Consider the following 16,710-nt stretch of genomic DNA (forward strand, 5'->3'; position numbering starts at 1 on the left):
AGCTGAGGGGACTGAAAGCCTTTTGCTTAATGCCAAACCCTATTTTTAGGAGGTTGCTTTTATAAATAACGATATTTGAAACAGATAATAAACTTTAGGTCATCTTAGAAGTGCTTGTCTAAAAACTTTTGGAACAAGTTGAAGTTAAAAGAACATATTGTAAACAAGTAGGAAGAAATTGCTATGAAGGCATTAGAGTTAGATAACAGTGAAGTTGAAGTAACTTCTCGTACCGTGAACGAAACGGGTTTTGGTATTGAAAAATTAGCATACCCCCGCCCACAATTCCAACGTATTACCTCTGGAGAAACTGCTCTGTCCTATTGGCACAGTCTCAATGGTCTTTGGAAATTTGCATTTGATAACGAAGGCAAATGCGTTCAACCTAGCGATTTGACTCAGTGGACTCATAATATAGAAGTTCCGTTTGCTCCCGAATCTATCAAAAGTGGTATTGGTGACACAGGGTTTCATCCAAACTGCTGGTACGAGAAGGAATTTGAAACACCTCCCGGTTCGGGTAGGTTACTGCTGCACTTTGGGGCTGTTGATTATCGCGCTCGTGTCTGGGTGAACGATCGCTATATAGCCGAGCACGAAGGCGGGCATACTCCTTTCACTCTAGATATTACCCATGTTTTAAATGACAGTGGAATTACAAAAGTCACTGTCTGGGCGCAAGACGATCCTCAAGATCTTGCCAAACCTCGCGGGAAACAGGATTGGCAGCTCGAACCACACAGTATTTGGTATCCTCGCACAACTGGTATTTGGCAAACGGTTTGGGTTGAGCGTGTGGGTACGACTTACATAGACCATATCCGGTGGACTCCTGATTTTGAGCGGTGGGAAATTGGTTGCTTTGCTGCACTCGCGGGTGATGTACCTGCTTCAGGCATACAGATAAAGATGAAACTTAATGTTGGCGATCGCATTCTCGTGAACGACATTTATGAAGTGTTCAATGGGGAAATTAGCCGCCGCCTCACTCTTGCCGATCCTGGTATCGATGACTACCGTAATGAATTATTGTGGAGTCCAGAAAAACCAACGCTTATTAATGCTGATATTGAACTATGGTATCAAGGTAAACTTCTAGATAAAGTCAAAACTTATACTGCAATGCGAACTGTCAGCATACAGCGCAATCGCTTTATGCTTAATGGTCGTCCCTACTATTTACGGCTCGTCTTAGACCAAGGCTACTGGCAAGATAGCTTGATGACACCACCTGATGATGCAGCGTTGCGGCGGGATGTGGAACTCACCAAAGCAATGGGTTTCAACGGAGTACGCAAGCACCAAAAAATTGAAGACCCCCGATTTTTATATTGGGCAGACGTGTTAGGGTTGTTAGTATGGGAGGAGATGCCCAGCGCTTACCGATTCACAAATAAAGCGGTAGAACGCATGGCGCACGAGTGGACTGAAGTTATTAAGCGCGATGTCAATCACCCTTGTATCGTGGCGTGGGTACCATTTAATGAATCTTGGGGAGTTCCAAATCTGGTTGAAACACAGGCTCACCGGAACTACGTTTTAGCAATGTATCACTTGACCAAGACCCTCGACCCAACTCGCCCAGTGATTGGCAACGATGGCTGGGAAAGTACAGATACAGATATTCTTGCCATCCATGATTACGATACCAATCCGTTGCACTTGGCTCATCGTTATGGTCCTGATGTCAAGCTATCAGATTTATTTGAACACAAGCGTCCTGGAGGACGTATCCTCACCCTCGATAACTACCCTCACCAAGGGCAGCCTATCATGCTAACTGAGTTTGGCGGTATCGCCTATGCTCCTGACGATAAACCTGAAGCTCACAAAGCTTGGGGGTACGAGCGCTGCTGGAATATCTCAGAACTACAAATGAAATATGCCGCGCTACTAGAAACTATCAATAATATTGAGATATTCACTGGATTTTGTTATACGCAGTTAACGGATACCTTCCAAGAAGCTAATGGGTTGTTATACATCGATCGCACGCCTAAAATTCCTTTGGAGGCGATCCGTGCTGCAACCCTCTCAGGACAAGCATTATGTACTCCCACACACTGTTAAAGCCGGATGGTCGCCAACTGACCTTATACAGTCGATCTCCTATTGCAAGCAATCTACAACCCACAAGTCCTAGCAACGAGCCAGTGCAAGCCAATCCCCATTTACGCTGGCATCCCTTACGGGGCGAGTGGGTGGCTTATGCGAGTCACCGTCAAGGGCGGACTTTTATGCCACCACCAGAATATAACCCGCTTGCACCTACCAAAGACCCACAGTTTCCTACAGAACTCCCGCAAGGAGAGTATGACGTGGCAGTGTTTGATAACCGCTTTCCATCAATGGCTGTGACTGCACAAAACCCACCTGTCAGTATCGTAGATACTATGCCCGCCAATGGTGCGTGTGAGGTTGTGGTTTTTACTCAAGACCCTCACGCATCCCTCAGTTCTCTGCCACTAGAGCACCTGGATTTGCTGTTACAAGTGTGGGGCGATCGCACCCGCGTACTTGGAGCCAATCCACAAATTCAGTATGTATTACCCTTTGAAAATAAGGGCGTAGAGGTTGGTGTTACTTTACATCATCCCCACGGGCAAATCTACGCATATCCTTTTGTACCGCCTGTTCCCGCAAGAATGTTGGAACAACAGAGGCAGTTTTACAAACAACAAGGGCGTTCTTTACTGGAGGATTTGATTCAAAAGGAGATTGCTGACAACAAACGAATTATTTATCGGGATGAAGAAGCGATCGCATTCGTTCCAGTATGCGCCCGATACCCATATGAAGTTTGGATTGCTCCTATTAAGCCCGTGGGTCACTTTTACGACTTGAGTGCAAAACAACGTCAGGGACTTGCCAAGGCATTAAAAACCGTCACTCTTAAGTACGACGGTTTGTGGAATCGCCCGTTTCCTTACCTGATGGCTTGGTTTAGCGCTCCAACTGACGGTGAGGCTCATCCCGAAGCCCATTTACACGCACAGTTTTACCCACCCTATCGGACAAGCGAGAGGCTAAAGTATTTAGCTGGAACAGAACTAGCTGCAGGGATGTTTGCCAATGATGCTTTGCCAGAGGAAAAGGCTCGCGAGTTACAGGCTGTGGTAGTAAATATCGAAACCCCAGTACTGTTGTGACAATACCGGTTTAGGGATTTCCTAATAAAAATATCCCAAAATTTCTTGTGGTGCGGGCATCTTGCCCGCCCTTTATTCTTTATCTAATGCCAAAGAACTGCGTAATTCGCGAATAGCTACACCTGTACCGCGATCGCTTGCAACTTTCAAGCATTGAACGATAAGAGTTCCTAAATCCATATTAGGGAAGTAGCGGCTGGTTGGTTGCAGTTGATATTTATTTTCCTGTAGACCATAAATTGCCAATCGATCGCGTTTGAATATCCAAACTTCTGCGATCCGGTAGGGGGTATAATCATTAACATCAGTGTATGAAGTGACATCAATTTCAATTGCCAAATCCGGTGATGGGTCAGTGTCCCAATCCAATCGGTCTCGTCCGACCACTGCTTGCCAATTATCGATATAAAAGCAATAATCTGGTTCAATGCCGCTTTCAGAAGGCAATTCCATTGTGATAGGGGTAAATGCTTCGTAGTTACGGTTTTGGGCATCAAGTAAAACTTTCACAACATCTGCCAAAATATTAGCTTCACGTCCATGTTTGGGCAGTGGTGACATGAGTAAAATTTCTCCAGATCGGTACTTAATTCTTGGAATGGAGGAATCACCTCGGCTATCGCAAAGGGTAAGATAGAGTTGCCAGGAACCGGGCATTCTCACTAATGTTCCGGAGGGTAGCTGAATTTTTTCGCTTGAAATTACGGCGTACATAGTTTTAATGGGACTAGTGTACTTTCATGATAAACACCTAAATAGTGTTGTTAAAGCTTATCTTGTACGTTTGAGTTAGAGTTGAAGTAAGGTAGAGTAAATTATATTCCAACTTTGGTTGAAACGTCATCAAAAAATTAGTGTAAATAATTGTCAATCGTTGGTAGTTCTGCTTTAGTGTGCTTAGCACAACTACGAGCGAAATCTAGAAATTTTATATAAGGTAAACCTCATAATTACGTATAGGAGAATCCCAACATATACCGGGCGATCGCGTTAAGACATTTCAACACAGGTGCTCTATGAATGATTTAAATCAAGAAGTCTCCACCAAAGTGGAATTCATACGTCAAACTCTAACAGAAACCGAGTCACAGGGTTTACGCCTACGCGGAACAGACTGGTTTGCTTGGGCGACGGCTGGTGCTTCTAACACGGTGCTACTTGCTGCTGAAACTGGAGTTGCGGAAGTGCTGATAACAACACAAGATGCTTGGATTTTGACAGATGAAATTGAAGCACAGCGCTTACAAGATGAAGAACTACCAGCAAATTTTCAAGTTTACGCCAATCCTTGGGCTGATGCTGCTGTCCGTGAAACTTTTGTCCGAGATGTTACTGGAGGTGGGAAAGTTTTGAGCGATCGCTCTACCATCGATCTAGAGAAGGAATTACCCGCCTCTTTACAACGTCGGAAAAGAATCATGATGTCAAGCGAACTAGAGCGATATCGTCAAGTGGGGCGTAAAGCCAGTGAGGCAATAACAGAGGTATTAAAAGCTGCCAAGCCGACTTGGACAGAATATCAGTTAGCAGGTGCAGGTGCAGAGGCACTGTGGGCAAGGGGGCTGCATCCAGCACTCACATTGGTAGCTGGTGAAAGGCGTTTACCCCTATACCGCCATGCTACACCAACTGGGGAACAAATTGGACGGCAAGCAATGCTGGTATTCTGTGCCAGGGGATATGGATTGTATGCGAATCTAACGCGATTTGTCTGTTTTGGTACGCTTACGGATGAACAAACTAAACTACATTATCAAGTCTGCGAAATAGAAGCCCAAGCCTTGAATCTGTGTCTACCTGGAACTCCATTAAATTCTATTTATGACACTTTAGCTAAAGCCTATCAACAGCACGGATACGATCGCGCAATCCAGGAACATCATCAAGGTGGAACTACGGGATATTTAGCGAGAGAAATTGTAGCAAATCCGACTACTACTGACACTTTAGCAGAAGGTATAGCTGTTGCGTGGAATCCAAGTTTACGAGGAGCAAAAGTTGAAGATACTTTTGCGCTCCTCCAGGATGGCAAGTTAGAAAATCTGACTTTTGATGCAAATTTTCCCAATGTTGAGATAGAGGGAAGATTGCGTCCCGTACCGTTGGAGATAGGATAAAAAAATTTACACAATGAACGAAAATTACGTAAAAGTTTTATGCTTTTACTAGCACTTTTGCGTCTTCAAGTCAAGCGATCGCAACAGCATTATGAACTTTCAAAAAATATTTGGTCAAACACCTAAAACAGAAGCCACTGCACCGGGAAGAGTTAACTTACTTGGCGAACATACTGATTATAATGATGGCTTTGTTCTCCCAACTGCAATTCCTCAATGTACAAAGGTACAACTAAGTTTTAGTACTGACGAAGAACACCACTTTTATTCAGAAGATTTAGACGAACAAGTTAACATTTTAGAAATCGATCGTACACCATCTGGATTTGCAAGTTATATCTATGGCTGTATTCAACTTTTGGCAAAAGAGGGATACGAGATTCCGAAGCTCAATGTGTACCTCAAATCGACAGTTCCTATCGGTTCGGGTTTATCTAGCAGCGCCGCTTTAGAAGTCAGCACTCTAAGAGCAATACGCCAACTCCTTAACCTCCCTATCAATGATGTTGAAATTGCCCAAATCGCACAACAAGCCGAAATTAAGTATGCTGGCGTTCAATGCGGGATTATGGATCAAATGGCTTCGAGTCTCGCTGACACCGAGCATATGCTGTTCTTAGATACCCGTACTCTAGAACGCCGCGTCATTTCTTTTCCAAGTGGAGCAGAGATAGTCGCGATTGATAGCGGAGTTCCTCGAACTCTAGCAAGTAGCGGGTATAACCAGAGACGTGCTGAGTGCGAGGAAGCAGCGAGGTTGTTAGGAGTGAAGGCTCTGAGAGATATTACTGACCCCGATCTAACCAAAGATTTACCTGAAGTGTTGCAACGCCGCGCCCGTCATGTAATTACAGAAAATAATCGGGTTTTGGAAGCTTTGCAAGGAGTTTCATCCCATCGCTTTGGTGAATTGATGAACGCATCTCATGCTAGTTTGCGAGACGATTATGAAGTATCTGTACCCGCGTTGGATGCTTTAGTGGAGATATTGCAGAAAACGGAAGCAGTCTTTGGTGCAAGGCTGACAGGTGCTGGTTTTGGAGGAGCTTGTGTTGCTTTAGTTGTTACGGAGAAGGCAAAAGATATTGCAAATCAGGTTCTCGAACAATACAACCAAACAGGTAACAAGGGACGAATTTTGGTTCCTGCTTAGAGACTTACAAATAAAAAATCTTTCAAAATCTCTTGTGGTACGGGCGTCCTCGCCCGTCCTGTATTAGTTGCGGGCTAGAAGCCCGCACCACAAGATGAATAGTTTATATCCTGGAAATAGTACATTACTAAGTTGCGCTCGCGTGGCGTTTTTGATGCCACTACCATGCGTAGGTAATAATTTCTTTAATGTATGTACCCGTAACATTATTCTGGTAATATTTGGCTGGGTCAATGATAGATTCACTAACGGCAATATAGGCAGCAAAATGCATGATAGCAGCTATATTGTGGGTTGTAAATATGTTATCTAAAAGTGCGCGATCGCGCAAATATTTTAAAAATTTACAAAAACTTAATACTATTTAAAGTATGGGTCATTTAGTATTAACGAATATGTAATTTTTTATAAAAATCTATTTATGAGAAAACGAAATCCACAACGTAAGAGACCAGGATATTTATTAGCCATAATAATAGCTCTAGGAATAAGTTTATTATCATTATATATTATTTTTATTACCAGTATTATTAGAGCCAGAATTATAGATAGTAATAGTTTAATTAAAGCTTTTGAAGCTCAAAGAGCACAAAAATTGTACGAGCCAAATTTTGTACCTCAAGTTGTCATTCAAAGAGGTCATGAATATGAGAAAGGATTTGATTTGAAATGTTTAACTTGGACTACAGAGAAAGTACTCAGTGGTTGGACTAGAGACAAGCGAGATAGTGATTTTTTTATAGATTATTATGTACCTCCAAATAAAGATGCCATTATTTGTGTATCTCCGGCTTTGGCTGCTGCAATAACTGCCGCAACTAGGAAACCGTTTGTCTATGAAGCTTACCCAACTGATTACGGTTTACGTATTCGTATCATCATTGGTAGTTCTGAAGTGCGAGATATATGTCAGAGGTTGACAGGTGATGCCAATTGTGCCAACTTTTTCTTGTCACAAGAAGCTACTGTGCGGTATGAGCCATAGATCCCCTCTTGTGGTAGTTTAAAGTTAACTTCATATTTTGCAACATCTAACTTTAACCTTTATGACTGGAGAGAACAACCTTGGGAATAGAACTACGGAGTTTCGTATTTCTCGACAGCCTGCAGCCTCAACATGCGGCGTATATGGGAGCAGTCGCTCAAGGTTTCTTGCCATTACCGGGAGATACATCCCTGTGGATTGAAATATCTCCGGGGATTGAAATTAATCGGATTACGGATGTAGCACTCAAAGCTGCTTCTGTCCGTCCTGGAGTACAGGTGGTCGAGCGATTGTACGGTCTGCTAGAAATTCATTCTGGCTCTCAAGGCGAAACGCGAGCTGCAGGTCAGGCGATTTTGGCAGCGTTAGGAGTCCGAAAAGATGAATGTCTCAAACCACGTGTTGTTTCTAGCCAAATTATTCGCAATATTGATGCTTATCAAACACAACTGATTAATCGCACCCGAAAAGGACAGCTTTTACTTGCAGGACACACGTTGTATGTATTAGAAGTTGAGCCTGCTGCTTATGCGGCTTTAGCTGCAAATGAAGCAGAGAAAGCCGCGTCGATTAACATCCTAGAGGTTCAAGCAGTGGGAAGCTTTGGACGGTTGTACTTGGGCGGACAAGAACGGGATATTCTGGCTGGTGCGGCGGGGGCGTTGACGGCAATAGAAAATGTATCAGGTCGGACAAATCCTAAAGGTGGGCGTCAGGAGTAGAAAAATGGCAAATGACAGGCATCTGAATTTCCTGAAAGCAGGTGCACAGATATGGATGGAATGGCGAGAGAAATACCCTCAAGTAGAACCAGATCTGAGTGGTGCTGACCTCCAAGGAATGGACTTAAGTAGAGTCAATTTTAGTCATGCTTCTCTCGTACAAGTAAACTTGAGTGGTTCTGACCTGAGTGGTGCTATTTTTTATCGAGCAAATCTCAGGGAAGCTACGTTAAGAGAGTCTAAATTCAGTATTGCTAATTTGAGATGTGCTCAATTAATACAAGCAGATCTCAGTGATGCCAATCTGATTGGCTCCGATCTAAGTGAGGCAAATCTCAAAGATGCAGCGATCGCAGATGCTAACCTCATTGGTACTGACTTGAGAGGTGCTAACTTGAGAGGTGCGGATTTGGGTAGTGCAAAACTCATCCGAACCAACCTCAGTTTTGCCAACTTAGTCGCCGCCAACTTAACTGGTGCAGACCTCAGCAATGCCAGCTTGTACGAAGCGGAAGTCATGGGGGCTTACCTTTATAAAACTGACTTTTACAAAAGTAACCTCAGCAACGCTCACTTAAGTGGTGCATATTTAGTCAGAGCTAATTTGAGCGAGGCTGACTTAGACCGAGCTGATTTGAGATGGGCTAACCTCAAAGGAGCAAATCTGACTAGAGCTAATCTCAAAAGCGCTAATCTCAGAGGTGCTAACTTGAGTGGAGCCAATTTTCAGGAAGCAATTATGCCTGAGTTGTAAACATTTCAGTACTACTTGTGTTGATGTACCGTAATTTCACCAAGCAAAGCTTCATCTGAATAAGAGGTTTCCCATTCGCTTGGGAGTTCGAGCCGTACTGATTTAGCACCTCCACTTGGAGTGCAAACAATCCACAATGTGTTACGTGCTTCGTTTACTCGAGCAGCAGCTTGGTTCTCTTCGCTATCGGAAAGACCTGCATATGCTTGAAGGCAACTCCAAGTGATTCCATCCGCATCTGTAACCTCTCGCGCCATTACGTACCTCTTTTTGTTTTGCTTTAACAGGTCTATTTTCGCAAGTTTAGACTCGATCTACATACCTCTAGAGTTTTACTACGAAGACCGCGATCGCGGTCACAACTATTCAGTGACAAGGATTGCGATCGCGGTCACAACTATTCAGTGACGAGGATCGCTAAATAGTTGTGCTAGTAGCACTACCAATCGTATTTCTATGTTGCACTCTAGTACTAGACAGATTACTAGGTTGTAACTAAAGTCTCAGTAAATTACACCTTATGTATGTACTGAGTCAGATTAATATCAATTCAATTTAGATTAATTTACTTTTAACAATTCACAAAAAACATTATGAATAAATTTTTGCAAATCCAATTGAAATTAAACACTTTTAACTTCCTCAAGTTAAGCTTGTTAACACTCGCAATATTACTTTCTTTTGGAGCTTATAATCGAGCCAATGCTGAATCAGAGTCAGAGGTGGAAGTTATATCTGTACCGCCACAAGAAGCATATTATATAGAAGATAAGAATCGCAGCAGCTTGAGTAGCGATCGCTCTAAGTTGGAAAATGAAAAAACTTCAGGTAAAGGAAATTCAACCACACCCGAATGTTTGGAAAGCGGTGAAAATGCTAACATAACAAAATCTACACAGCAAAATATCAATCGCCTTGCCGAGCAGCAAAGATATAAGAATACAGAGCGGCTAGTGTTTCATTAAGGTTAAGTCCTTTACCAACTACCACCTGCGCCTCCACCATCACTCATTCCACCCCCAAAATCGCTACCGCTACTGTAACTTCCACCAGAGTCACTACTCCAACTGCTACTAGACTCACTACCATAATTTCCACCAGAATCGCTACTCCAACTGCTACTAGATTCGGCACTCCAACTTGTTTCGGAATAAGTAGTAGAATTATCAGGTTCTACTTTTGAATGAGACGATCGTCTTTTAGAAACTACTCTGCTCGTGTATGTACGGATATGTATTGTTTTTTCATTTAGTTCGGGATAACAGGTAGCACAGTACCAGCCAATTCGTTCTATTTTGTCTTGCGATGCTGCTTTGCCGCCGCTTCGCGAACGCACTAGATCGTTTAATATTAGAAAAGGTCTTAGTTTTTCACCCCTAATTGCTGTCATCGGATTGCGACAGTTAGCACAGTGAACGGGATAATGCTTTTCTTCTGCTACACCGTGCGATCGCCCTTGAGGTAAAATAAGGAGTGCATTCTTAGGAAGTTCTAGTGAAGGAATAGTTTCCTGAATATCATTAGTATATCCGCAACAATGGCACTCTTGTCTGACTCCACGTATACCTGCTTGCTTCCAAGTCGGCTCTTGTAATACCTTTGAAGAACCCCGAACAACTGTTAACTCTTGACAAGTGGGACAGTTACTAAAAGAATTTCTAAAGGCAACAGAGGAATATAGGTCTTGAAGATAAGACCTCAAGTAAATTCCAGGTGGTGATAAATCCTGCTGACATTTCGCGCACAACCAACCTTCAAAACTGACACTACCCAATTTTGTTGCCATTTGTTCCGCAGGACTGAGATAAGCTGACAAGTTGTTCTGTGGAATCGATTGCATGATTTGGTGACAGTGACTGCACTGATAGGTAGGGCGAGAACTAAATTTTTTACATAATTTTTGAAGAATTGGTATTATTTCCCAGGCAGCAGGCGCATTTTGCAGGGCAAACAGTAAAGATGTTACAGTTAATACTGTGAGAGTCTTTTCCCTACTAGTATAAATTGTTCCTACAAAGACAAATATTGCGCTCCCTAACACTGTCATCCCTAGTATAAAACCAAGAGATTCGCTCATTCTTTCTTTTTTACCATTAGGGATGTTTAGACAAATCGCACTCAATATTGATGACAATGCGATCGCTACACAAGTTGATGGAAAGGGGAATAATACAATAGCAGTTACAGTCGCGATAATTAGACTAGTTATCCTGGCTGTAATGTATGGTAAAAAGTATAACATCAAAAGCCATATAACTTCTCCAATTAATATTGGCGAATTTAGCTTCTCGGCTTGATGCTCTTTTACTATCTCCCATCCCAAGCCATAAAAGAGAGTAAAGATTAAACCAATAAAACTAATTGCTACTAACCGTTGATAAAAAGATTGTTCTTTAGATAGTTTTGATGGCGGTTGAGATAGTTCTAGTTCAAGCGCACTAAAACGTTCTCGCGCATCTGGTTGTTTAACTCCTAAAATCTGAGGCTTACAGTAAAATAGCAACAATCTAGCACTAAATCCTATAAATCCAAGCCAACTCAAATTCCCAATAATCCAAATGTATCCTGGAAAATCGGTTATGTTGTTTTGATGTGAATCGGATAAAGTCGTAGGAGATTCTAGAATTGCGATCGCATTTTCCGTTCCCTTTAAAATTCCAGCTTCTAAATACCCTTGTCGAAAACGGGGAATAATATCACTGTCAATAATCTGTCGAATTTTGCGATCGCTCAAGCTTGTTCGCAAGCCAGAACCTCTTTCAATTTCCACACGGCGATCGCCTGTAGATACTAAAAATAGTACACCATTATTCTTGGATTTTTTGCCAATTCCCCAAGTATTGAATAACTCAGTTGCAAAAGCTTTCGGTGAGATAGCAGGTTGAGTTTCCAAAACAGTCACTACTGCTATTTCAGTTCCATTTTTCGCCTCTAAGTTGGCAATCATTTTGTTCAGTTGTGCTTCGGTTTCAGGGCTGAGGATATTTGCCATATCCGTTACCCAACCTCCATACTGCTGTCGGGGATTGGGAATGTCTTGGATTTGTAATGCGTAACTGAACGGGGTGTATAGAATCAGGAACAAGCACAATGTGCCGAGCCAAAGAATTTGCTTAAATAATTTAACTAACAATTTTTTTTAACTCATCTCTAGTAACTACTGTAGCTACTAAAGAATACAAGTTTCAATCGAAGATTTACTGAAATTACTGAGAAATAAAGAGCGAAATCTACAAAGCGAGGCGGAGCCTCTAGTAATGCATTCCCAGGCTCAGCCTGGGAACGAGGGGAACGAGAGCTAGGGAAGGGTCTATGGAAGTATTTCTTGGTTAACTTCAAACAAGTTTGGATTGCGTGGGTTAACTGTTAACCGCAACCAATGAACGTTAGGGGAACCAAATGTCTCTATCCTCGTAAAGTTGGTGATAACTGTACCTTCCGAGTTATTTAGAGGTTTGTCAATTCGGAAGTAATGGCTATCTCCATGAATGAGTATGACTTGTTTGCTATAGTTCTTTAATTCTGTTTGAAAAGCATTAATTAGATCGTTAAAACGTTGTCTACTCCATGGTGCTTGTGCCATCGCTGATGGGATAAAAGCTAGAATCAAACCAAGTACAACGATGCGCGGCTGGTGTACGATTCCTCACGAACAATTACTTCAATCCCTACTCTTGCTCCTTTGTAGGTGAGCATATCAATTAATTGAGCGTGAGGAATTTGGAGAAAAGCTTGGTTATTAGCCCTTCCAATATTGCAATTGCGCTTCCAATCAGGATTTTGACCTATCACTAATTTTGTGATCTTGTGAGCCACCAACAAATCGATAACACAAGCACTTGCAAAGGTGCAGGTAATTCTTTACTTTCAGATTGCGCTCTGTGGTAAACGCTTTCAATCGTTTTGATGTTTTTAATCCACTTCGGGAACGAAGTTGAGCACGTTTTTTGTTGAAAAATTGGTTTATACTCTTTAATGGTCTGCCATTAATGAGAACTGGTTGAAACCCAGGCACATTCGTTGCTACAGCCATTAAGTTGTCTATACCCATATCAATCGCAGCTATTCTCTCTGACTGCTTTAATTCAACATCAGGCACATAATATACTATTTCCAGCACATAATGATCTAGTTTCGGGACTATGCGCGATTGACAGTATTTCGATTGTTTGATTTCTTGAATTTTCGGATCAAAATTGTAATCGATGTCTGTCAGCTTAATTTGTCCCGTTTTTTTAAAAACCTTTTTTGAGGTAGATTGCTCTGTAAATACCAATAAAGCTCTACCATCTTTTTTCTTATAACCAGGGATTTGAGGTTTTCCCGTAAATTTCGATGGCTCCAGACGAAATACTGCTAACGCCTCAAAATAGGATTTCCACGATTTATCCAATAATTTAAGTACTTGTTGTGCAACTTTGGCTGGCAACGATTTATATTGTTCTTTTGGCTGCATGAGCTTATCCATTTGGTTATAGGATGGCACTCCATGTCTGTAAATAAATGATTGCCGGATTGCGTATTGTGCAGCGTTCCACAAATTTTTGGCAGCGAATGACATAGCGTCTATTTGCTTCCATGCTGGATGCCCAATCTTGATAATTCGTTGCTCCACTAGTTGCATAACTTTCACCTCCTTGTTATCTCATGTGTATACCCATATGGTAATACACATGAGAGATAAAAGGTTAGTAATTAGAGTAACGGAATATGAATTAAAACAGCTGCGACTTGAAGCAGCAAAAAGAGGTGTATCAGCCTCAGATATTGTTCGAGCTTGGATAGCACAGCTCGACGCACCGAAAAAATAACTAGAAATGACTATATTCGATTATCCGCATGAGCGAAGTTTTATAATACGAAAAAAGTACGTTTTTGGTTTCCTTGTCGTTCATTCGCGAGAAGGAAAAAATTGACCCTATTATGCGTAGTGCGTGGGAAAAGATATTCATGGAGTACAAATTTAGAGAGCTAGCCGAACTTTATAAAAATGCACTCTTCAACGATGTACTCCCATTTTGGGAAAAGTATTCGATTGACCGAGAGTATGGCGGTTATTTTACTTGCATCGATCGCTCTGGTAACGTTTACGATACGGATAAGTTTATCTGGCTGCAAAACCGCCAAGTCTGGACTTTTTCCAAATTTTATAACCAGATAGAAAAACGAGAATCCTGGCTGAATATTGCTAGCAATGGTGCTCGTTTTCTTGCTCAACACGGTCGCGATTTGGAAGGGAACTGGTATTTTGCGCTGACTCGCGAAGGAAATCCTTTGGTTCAACCATACAATATCTTTTCTGATTGCTTTGCTGCCATGGCTTTTAGCCAATACGCCCTCGCAACTGGTGAAAATTGGGCAAAGGATGTGGCTATGCAGGCTTATGATAATGTTTTACGTCGCATGCATAACCCCAAAGGGAAGTATAACAAGACATACCCAGGTACGCGATCGCTCAAATCTCTGGCAGTCCCCATGATATTAGCCAATCTCACCTTAGAAATGGAATGGTTACTGCCGAGTGAAACTCTAGAGAACGTTCTCAACTTAACTGTTCGGGAAGTGATGACCGATTTTTTAGACCGAGAACGAGGGCTGATGTATGAAAATGTTGCTCCCGATAGTTCCCACATTGATTCTTTTGATGGTCGTCTCATCAACCCAGGTCATGGGATAGAAGCAATGTGGTTTATCATGGATATTGCTCATCGTCGTAATGATGTGACAACAATTAACCAAGCTGTTGATGTCGTGCTTAACATCCTCAACTTTGCTTGGGACTCTGAATACGGTGGATTGTATTATTTTATGGATGCAGATGGTCATCCCCCACAGCAGTTGGAATGGGATCAAAAACTGTGGTGGGTACATTTGGAATCTTTGGTTGCACTGGCGATGGGTTATTGTTTGACGGGGCGTGAGGCGTGTTGGGAGTGGTACCAAAAGATGCACGATTACACTTGGTCGCATTTTGCCGATCCAGAATATGGTGAGTGGTTTGGTTACCTCAATCGCCGTGGAGAAGTTTTGTTAAACCTCAAAGGTGGAAAATGGAAAGGCTGCTTTCACGTTCCTCGTGCGTTATATCTTTGCTGGCAGCAGTTTGAGGCTGTGCTTTGAACTTTCTATAAGAATTCTTGATGACTCTGTTTTACTATCCTAATCTTAAAAACTCACAGTAGGGTGGGCAATGCCCACCAATATTAAACGGTGGGCATTGCCCACCCTACTTATTCTTGATTGCTCCGTTTTGTACGCCTAATCTTAAAAAAAGTATTTTAACAGTGGCGCTTCCCCAAATAAAGTTGTATATTTGGAAAATTATTCATACAAAGGATAATGAGTAAAAATTTGCACTCGTGCAAGTTGGGGGTATAAGAGAGGAAGTGCTTAACAATACTTAAAGATAAATAATTCTAAAGAATGACCACTTACTCAAATTTTTGGGTTACATTTAACCTAATGTTAACCTTTTGGCTGGATTAAGCTATCGGGTGAATGACCAAAACTATCAGTAGTCGCAAGAGATTAAGTCTCGGTTTGCAAAAATCTGACGGCTTAGTCTCTTCTCATCTGAAGGGCGATGAAGTGAATAAAGAGACAAAACAATCTGGGGCACAGTCAACAGGGCAACCGTCTTTAGGCGAGTTGTACATTATCTACGCAACATCAGGGCGCATCCGAGTCCGTGCTATTGACGGGGGTGATAACTCAAAGCTTGACACTATCTGCCAAAGTTTACATCGGCGAGATGGGATCGAGGAAGTATATGTCAATGAGCAAACGGGCAGTTTGGTCATTAACTTTGATGAGCAGAGACTTTCTTTGTCCCAAATGTTGGAGTTACTCCAGTCATTTGGTGTAAAGCAGCGATCGCTGTCTCATTCTGAAAGTAAGACAGACCCTTTTGCGGCTTGGAAATCTCCAGATTTTTGGAAAGAACAGGGAATTTCGTTTATTCCCTTATTTGCCGGATTAGCGGTAACCAGAAGGCTGGGGATCGTGGGGATTGCTGCATTTCCTGTATACTTCATTACAGCTAATGCAACCCGTCGTGTTATAAGTTATCTAGAATCGCAATTTTCAGCAGCAGAAAAAAACTCATCAAATGATGGAGACAAAGATTCGGCTGTAAAACTCAATAAACCTGACCAATCGCTGTTATCAAAAGTGGAGCAAACATCTATCGGCACAGCAGCTCTGTCTGCAAAAATTACATACAACGTCGTTCACGCCATTCCAGGACGGATTAGATTTAATGTCCCCCGCGTTGCACGCGATCGCGCATATGCTAAAAGACTTGAGAGATTGCTCAAGACAGACTCTCACGTGACAACTGTAAGGGTAAATTCCGACGCAGCTTCAGTTGCTATTACCTATACCAGTCAAATACCAGTTTCCCACTGGGCAAATTTGATGCAGTTGGCTGATGAGACAATCCCGCAAACACCGTCTGTAAAGACTCCAATTGAGCAACAACTTCCAGAACCAGAAGAAAATCAGTCTATCCAATCGATACTATCCATAAGGACGAACGAGGAAAGAGTGTTGGAAGACGCTGGTTTATGGTCTGATTACAAAACGCCGGCTCTCTCTACAGCCTTATCCTTCATGGCTAACTTTCCATTAGATATGGTGTCATAAGAGTTTTGAAACAAGCCATATCAAAATGTTGAGTTAGTTAGATCGGTGGCTAGCAAGCAACCAATTCATAGAGCCTAGGAACGAAGCGAAAATTTTGCAAAAATCCCATAATTAAGGCAATAGAAAGGTTGAAGATTTCTTCAACCTATGGTTATCCCGTTGAGTCGGCTCTAGAAAATCACAAAG

At 42.2% G+C, this 16,710-nt stretch carries 18 protein-coding genes; 11 read left to right on the forward strand and 7 right to left on the reverse strand.

The genetic code is table 11. The features are described 5' to 3' along the window. The first annotated feature begins 183 nt into the window (after positions 1–183). Both ACKTT2_RS24635 and galT read left to right on the forward strand, forming a co-directional pair. Positions 184–2,070 (forward strand): glycoside hydrolase family 2 protein, encoded by a 1,887-nt coding sequence (locus tag ACKTT2_RS24635; protein ID WP_407891452.1) that lies wholly within the window; start codon positions 184–186, stop codon positions 2,068–2,070. Beyond that, positions 2,049–3,149 carry a galactose-1-phosphate uridylyltransferase gene (gene galT / locus ACKTT2_RS24640; protein ID WP_407891454.1) on the forward strand — a complete coding sequence of 367 codons (1,101 nt, stop codon included), beginning with the start codon at positions 2,049–2,051 and terminating at the stop codon, positions 3,147–3,149. Before ACKTT2_RS24635 ends, galT begins: the two co-directional genes overlap by 22 nt. Positions 3,150–3,221: 72 nt before the next feature. Here galT and ACKTT2_RS24645 read toward each other — a convergent pair whose 3' ends face one another. Then, on the reverse strand, positions 3,222–3,863 hold the full coding sequence (locus tag ACKTT2_RS24645; protein ID WP_407891456.1) for a Uma2 family endonuclease: 642 nt from the start codon (positions 3,861–3,863) through the stop codon (positions 3,222–3,224). A gap of 302 nt (positions 3,864–4,165) precedes the next feature. On the opposite strand from ACKTT2_RS24645, the gene ACKTT2_RS24650 reads away from it, so the two are divergent. Both ACKTT2_RS24650 and galK read left to right on the forward strand, forming a co-directional pair. Continuing rightward, positions 4,166–5,266, forward strand: coding sequence for a M24 family metallopeptidase (locus tag ACKTT2_RS24650; protein WP_407891458.1), 1,101 nt, complete (start codon positions 4,166–4,168; stop codon positions 5,264–5,266). A 91-nt stretch (positions 5,267–5,357) separates the two neighbouring features. Then, a complete protein-coding gene (gene galK / locus ACKTT2_RS24655) occupies positions 5,358–6,419 on the forward strand; it encodes a galactokinase (protein ID WP_407891460.1) in 1,062 nt (353 codons plus the stop codon). A gap of 160 nt (positions 6,420–6,579) precedes the next feature. Here galK and ACKTT2_RS24660 read toward each other — a convergent pair whose 3' ends face one another. Continuing rightward, the gene (locus tag ACKTT2_RS24660) at positions 6,580–6,783 is read right to left on the reverse strand and encodes a GDP-mannose 4,6-dehydratase (protein WP_500691399.1); all 204 of its coding nucleotides are present in this window, start codon (positions 6,781–6,783) and stop codon (positions 6,580–6,582) included. 57 nt (positions 6,784–6,840) lie between these two features. Between ACKTT2_RS24660 and ACKTT2_RS24665 the strand changes: the two genes are divergently transcribed. From ACKTT2_RS24665 to ACKTT2_RS24675, 3 genes are all read left to right on the forward strand, one after another. Beyond that, positions 6,841–7,404 carry a hypothetical protein gene (locus tag ACKTT2_RS24665; protein ID WP_407891464.1) on the forward strand — a complete coding sequence of 188 codons (564 nt, stop codon included), beginning with the start codon at positions 6,841–6,843 and terminating at the stop codon, positions 7,402–7,404. 80 nt (positions 7,405–7,484) lie between these two features. Then, positions 7,485–8,126 carry a beta-carboxysome protein CcmP gene (gene ccmP / locus ACKTT2_RS24670; protein WP_407891466.1) on the forward strand — a complete coding sequence of 214 codons (642 nt, stop codon included), beginning with the start codon at positions 7,485–7,487 and terminating at the stop codon, positions 8,124–8,126. 4 nt (positions 8,127–8,130) lie between these two features. Next, positions 8,131–8,880: a pentapeptide repeat-containing protein gene (locus tag ACKTT2_RS24675; protein ID WP_407891468.1), complete on the forward strand. Its 750-nt coding sequence runs from the start codon at positions 8,131–8,133 to the stop codon at positions 8,878–8,880. Positions 8,881–8,891: 11 nt separating this feature from the next. Here the strand turns inward: ACKTT2_RS24675 and ACKTT2_RS24680 are convergent, their stop codons facing one another. Continuing rightward, a complete protein-coding gene (locus tag ACKTT2_RS24680; RefSeq protein ID WP_407891470.1) occupies positions 8,892–9,137 on the reverse strand; it encodes a hypothetical protein in 246 nt (81 codons plus the stop codon). A gap of 336 nt (positions 9,138–9,473) precedes the next feature. Between ACKTT2_RS24680 and ACKTT2_RS24685 the strand changes: the two genes are divergently transcribed. Continuing rightward, a complete protein-coding gene (locus tag ACKTT2_RS24685) occupies positions 9,474–9,845 on the forward strand; it encodes a hypothetical protein (protein WP_407891472.1) in 372 nt (123 codons plus the stop codon). 11 nt (positions 9,846–9,856) lie between these two features. On the opposite strand, the gene ACKTT2_RS24690 is transcribed toward ACKTT2_RS24685, so the two are convergent. The 4 genes from ACKTT2_RS24690 to ACKTT2_RS24705 all read right to left on the reverse strand — a co-directional run bounded on the left by ACKTT2_RS24690 (position 9,857) and on the right by ACKTT2_RS24705 (position 13,504). Next, positions 9,857–12,013, reverse strand: a complete 2,157-nt coding sequence (locus ACKTT2_RS24690; protein WP_407891474.1) for a TPM domain-containing protein — start codon at positions 12,011–12,013, stop codon at positions 9,857–9,859. A gap of 177 nt (positions 12,014–12,190) precedes the next feature. Further along, complete coding sequence (locus ACKTT2_RS24695; protein ID WP_407891476.1) at positions 12,191–12,463, reverse strand: hypothetical protein; 273 nt, start codon at positions 12,461–12,463, stop codon at positions 12,191–12,193. A gap of 23 nt (positions 12,464–12,486) precedes the next feature. After that, positions 12,487–12,696 carry an IS200/IS605 family accessory protein TnpB-related protein gene (locus ACKTT2_RS24700; RefSeq protein ID WP_407891478.1) on the reverse strand — a complete coding sequence of 70 codons (210 nt, stop codon included), beginning with the start codon at positions 12,694–12,696 and terminating at the stop codon, positions 12,487–12,489. Then, positions 12,653–13,504 (reverse strand): RNA-guided endonuclease InsQ/TnpB family protein, encoded by an 852-nt coding sequence (locus ACKTT2_RS24705; protein ID WP_407891480.1) that lies wholly within the window; start codon positions 13,502–13,504, stop codon positions 12,653–12,655. Before ACKTT2_RS24705 ends, ACKTT2_RS24700 begins: the two co-directional genes overlap by 44 nt. Positions 13,505–13,553: 49 nt before the next feature. Here ACKTT2_RS24705 and ACKTT2_RS24710 point away from each other — a divergent pair, with 49 nt between their 5' ends. From ACKTT2_RS24710 to ACKTT2_RS24720, 3 genes are all read left to right on the forward strand, one after another. Beyond that, positions 13,554–13,691: a hypothetical protein gene (locus ACKTT2_RS24710; RefSeq protein ID WP_407891482.1), complete on the forward strand. Its 138-nt coding sequence runs from the start codon at positions 13,554–13,556 to the stop codon at positions 13,689–13,691. A gap of 139 nt (positions 13,692–13,830) precedes the next feature. Next, the gene (locus ACKTT2_RS24715; RefSeq protein ID WP_407891484.1) at positions 13,831–15,000 is read left to right on the forward strand and encodes a n-acyl-d-glucosamine 2-epimerase; all 1,170 of its coding nucleotides are present in this window, start codon (positions 13,831–13,833) and stop codon (positions 14,998–15,000) included. A 378-nt stretch (positions 15,001–15,378) separates the two neighbouring features. Continuing rightward, the gene (locus ACKTT2_RS24720) at positions 15,379–16,524 is read left to right on the forward strand and encodes an HMA2 domain-containing protein (RefSeq protein ID WP_407891486.1); all 1,146 of its coding nucleotides are present in this window, start codon (positions 15,379–15,381) and stop codon (positions 16,522–16,524) included. The last annotated feature ends 186 nt before the right edge of the window (positions 16,525–16,710 follow it).

The sequence above is a fragment of the Scytonema hankhaensis NUACC26 genome (assembly GCF_045865695.1).
GTDB lineage: Bacteria > Cyanobacteriota > Cyanobacteriia > Cyanobacteriales > Nostocaceae > Scytonema.

Coding starts and splice junctions, on each gene's coding strand:
- ACKTT2_RS24635 (WP_407891452.1), top strand. CDS start 184: ATGAAGGCATTAGAGTTAGATAACAGTGAAGTTGAAGTAACTTCTCGT.
- galT (WP_407891454.1), top strand. CDS start 2,049: ATGTACTCCCACACACTGTTAAAGCCGGATGGTCGCCAACTGACCTTA.
- ACKTT2_RS24645 (WP_407891456.1), bottom strand. CDS start 3,863: ATGTACGCCGTAATTTCAAGCGAAAAAATTCAGCTACCCTCCGGAACA.
- ACKTT2_RS24650 (WP_407891458.1), top strand. CDS start 4,166: ATGAATGATTTAAATCAAGAAGTCTCCACCAAAGTGGAATTCATACGT.
- galK (WP_407891460.1), top strand. CDS start 5,358: ATGAACTTTCAAAAAATATTTGGTCAAACACCTAAAACAGAAGCCACT.
- ACKTT2_RS24665 (WP_407891464.1), top strand. CDS start 6,841: ATGAGAAAACGAAATCCACAACGTAAGAGACCAGGATATTTATTAGCC.
- ACKTT2_RS24675 (WP_407891468.1), top strand. CDS start 8,131: ATGGCAAATGACAGGCATCTGAATTTCCTGAAAGCAGGTGCACAGATA.
- ACKTT2_RS24680 (WP_407891470.1), bottom strand. CDS start 9,137: ATGGCGCGAGAGGTTACAGATGCGGATGGAATCACTTGGAGTTGCCTT.
- ACKTT2_RS24685 (WP_407891472.1), top strand. CDS start 9,474: ATGAATAAATTTTTGCAAATCCAATTGAAATTAAACACTTTTAACTTC.
- ACKTT2_RS24695 (WP_407891476.1), bottom strand. CDS start 12,463: ATGGCACAAGCACCATGGAGTAGACAACGTTTTAACGATCTAATTAAT.
- ACKTT2_RS24705 (WP_407891480.1), bottom strand. CDS start 13,504: ATGCAACTAGTGGAGCAACGAATTATCAAGATTGGGCATCCAGCATGG.
- ACKTT2_RS24710 (WP_407891482.1), top strand. CDS start 13,554: ATGAGAGATAAAAGGTTAGTAATTAGAGTAACGGAATATGAATTAAAA.
- ACKTT2_RS24715 (WP_407891484.1), top strand. CDS start 13,831: ATGGAGTACAAATTTAGAGAGCTAGCCGAACTTTATAAAAATGCACTC.
- ACKTT2_RS24720 (WP_407891486.1), top strand. CDS start 15,379: ATGACCAAAACTATCAGTAGTCGCAAGAGATTAAGTCTCGGTTTGCAA.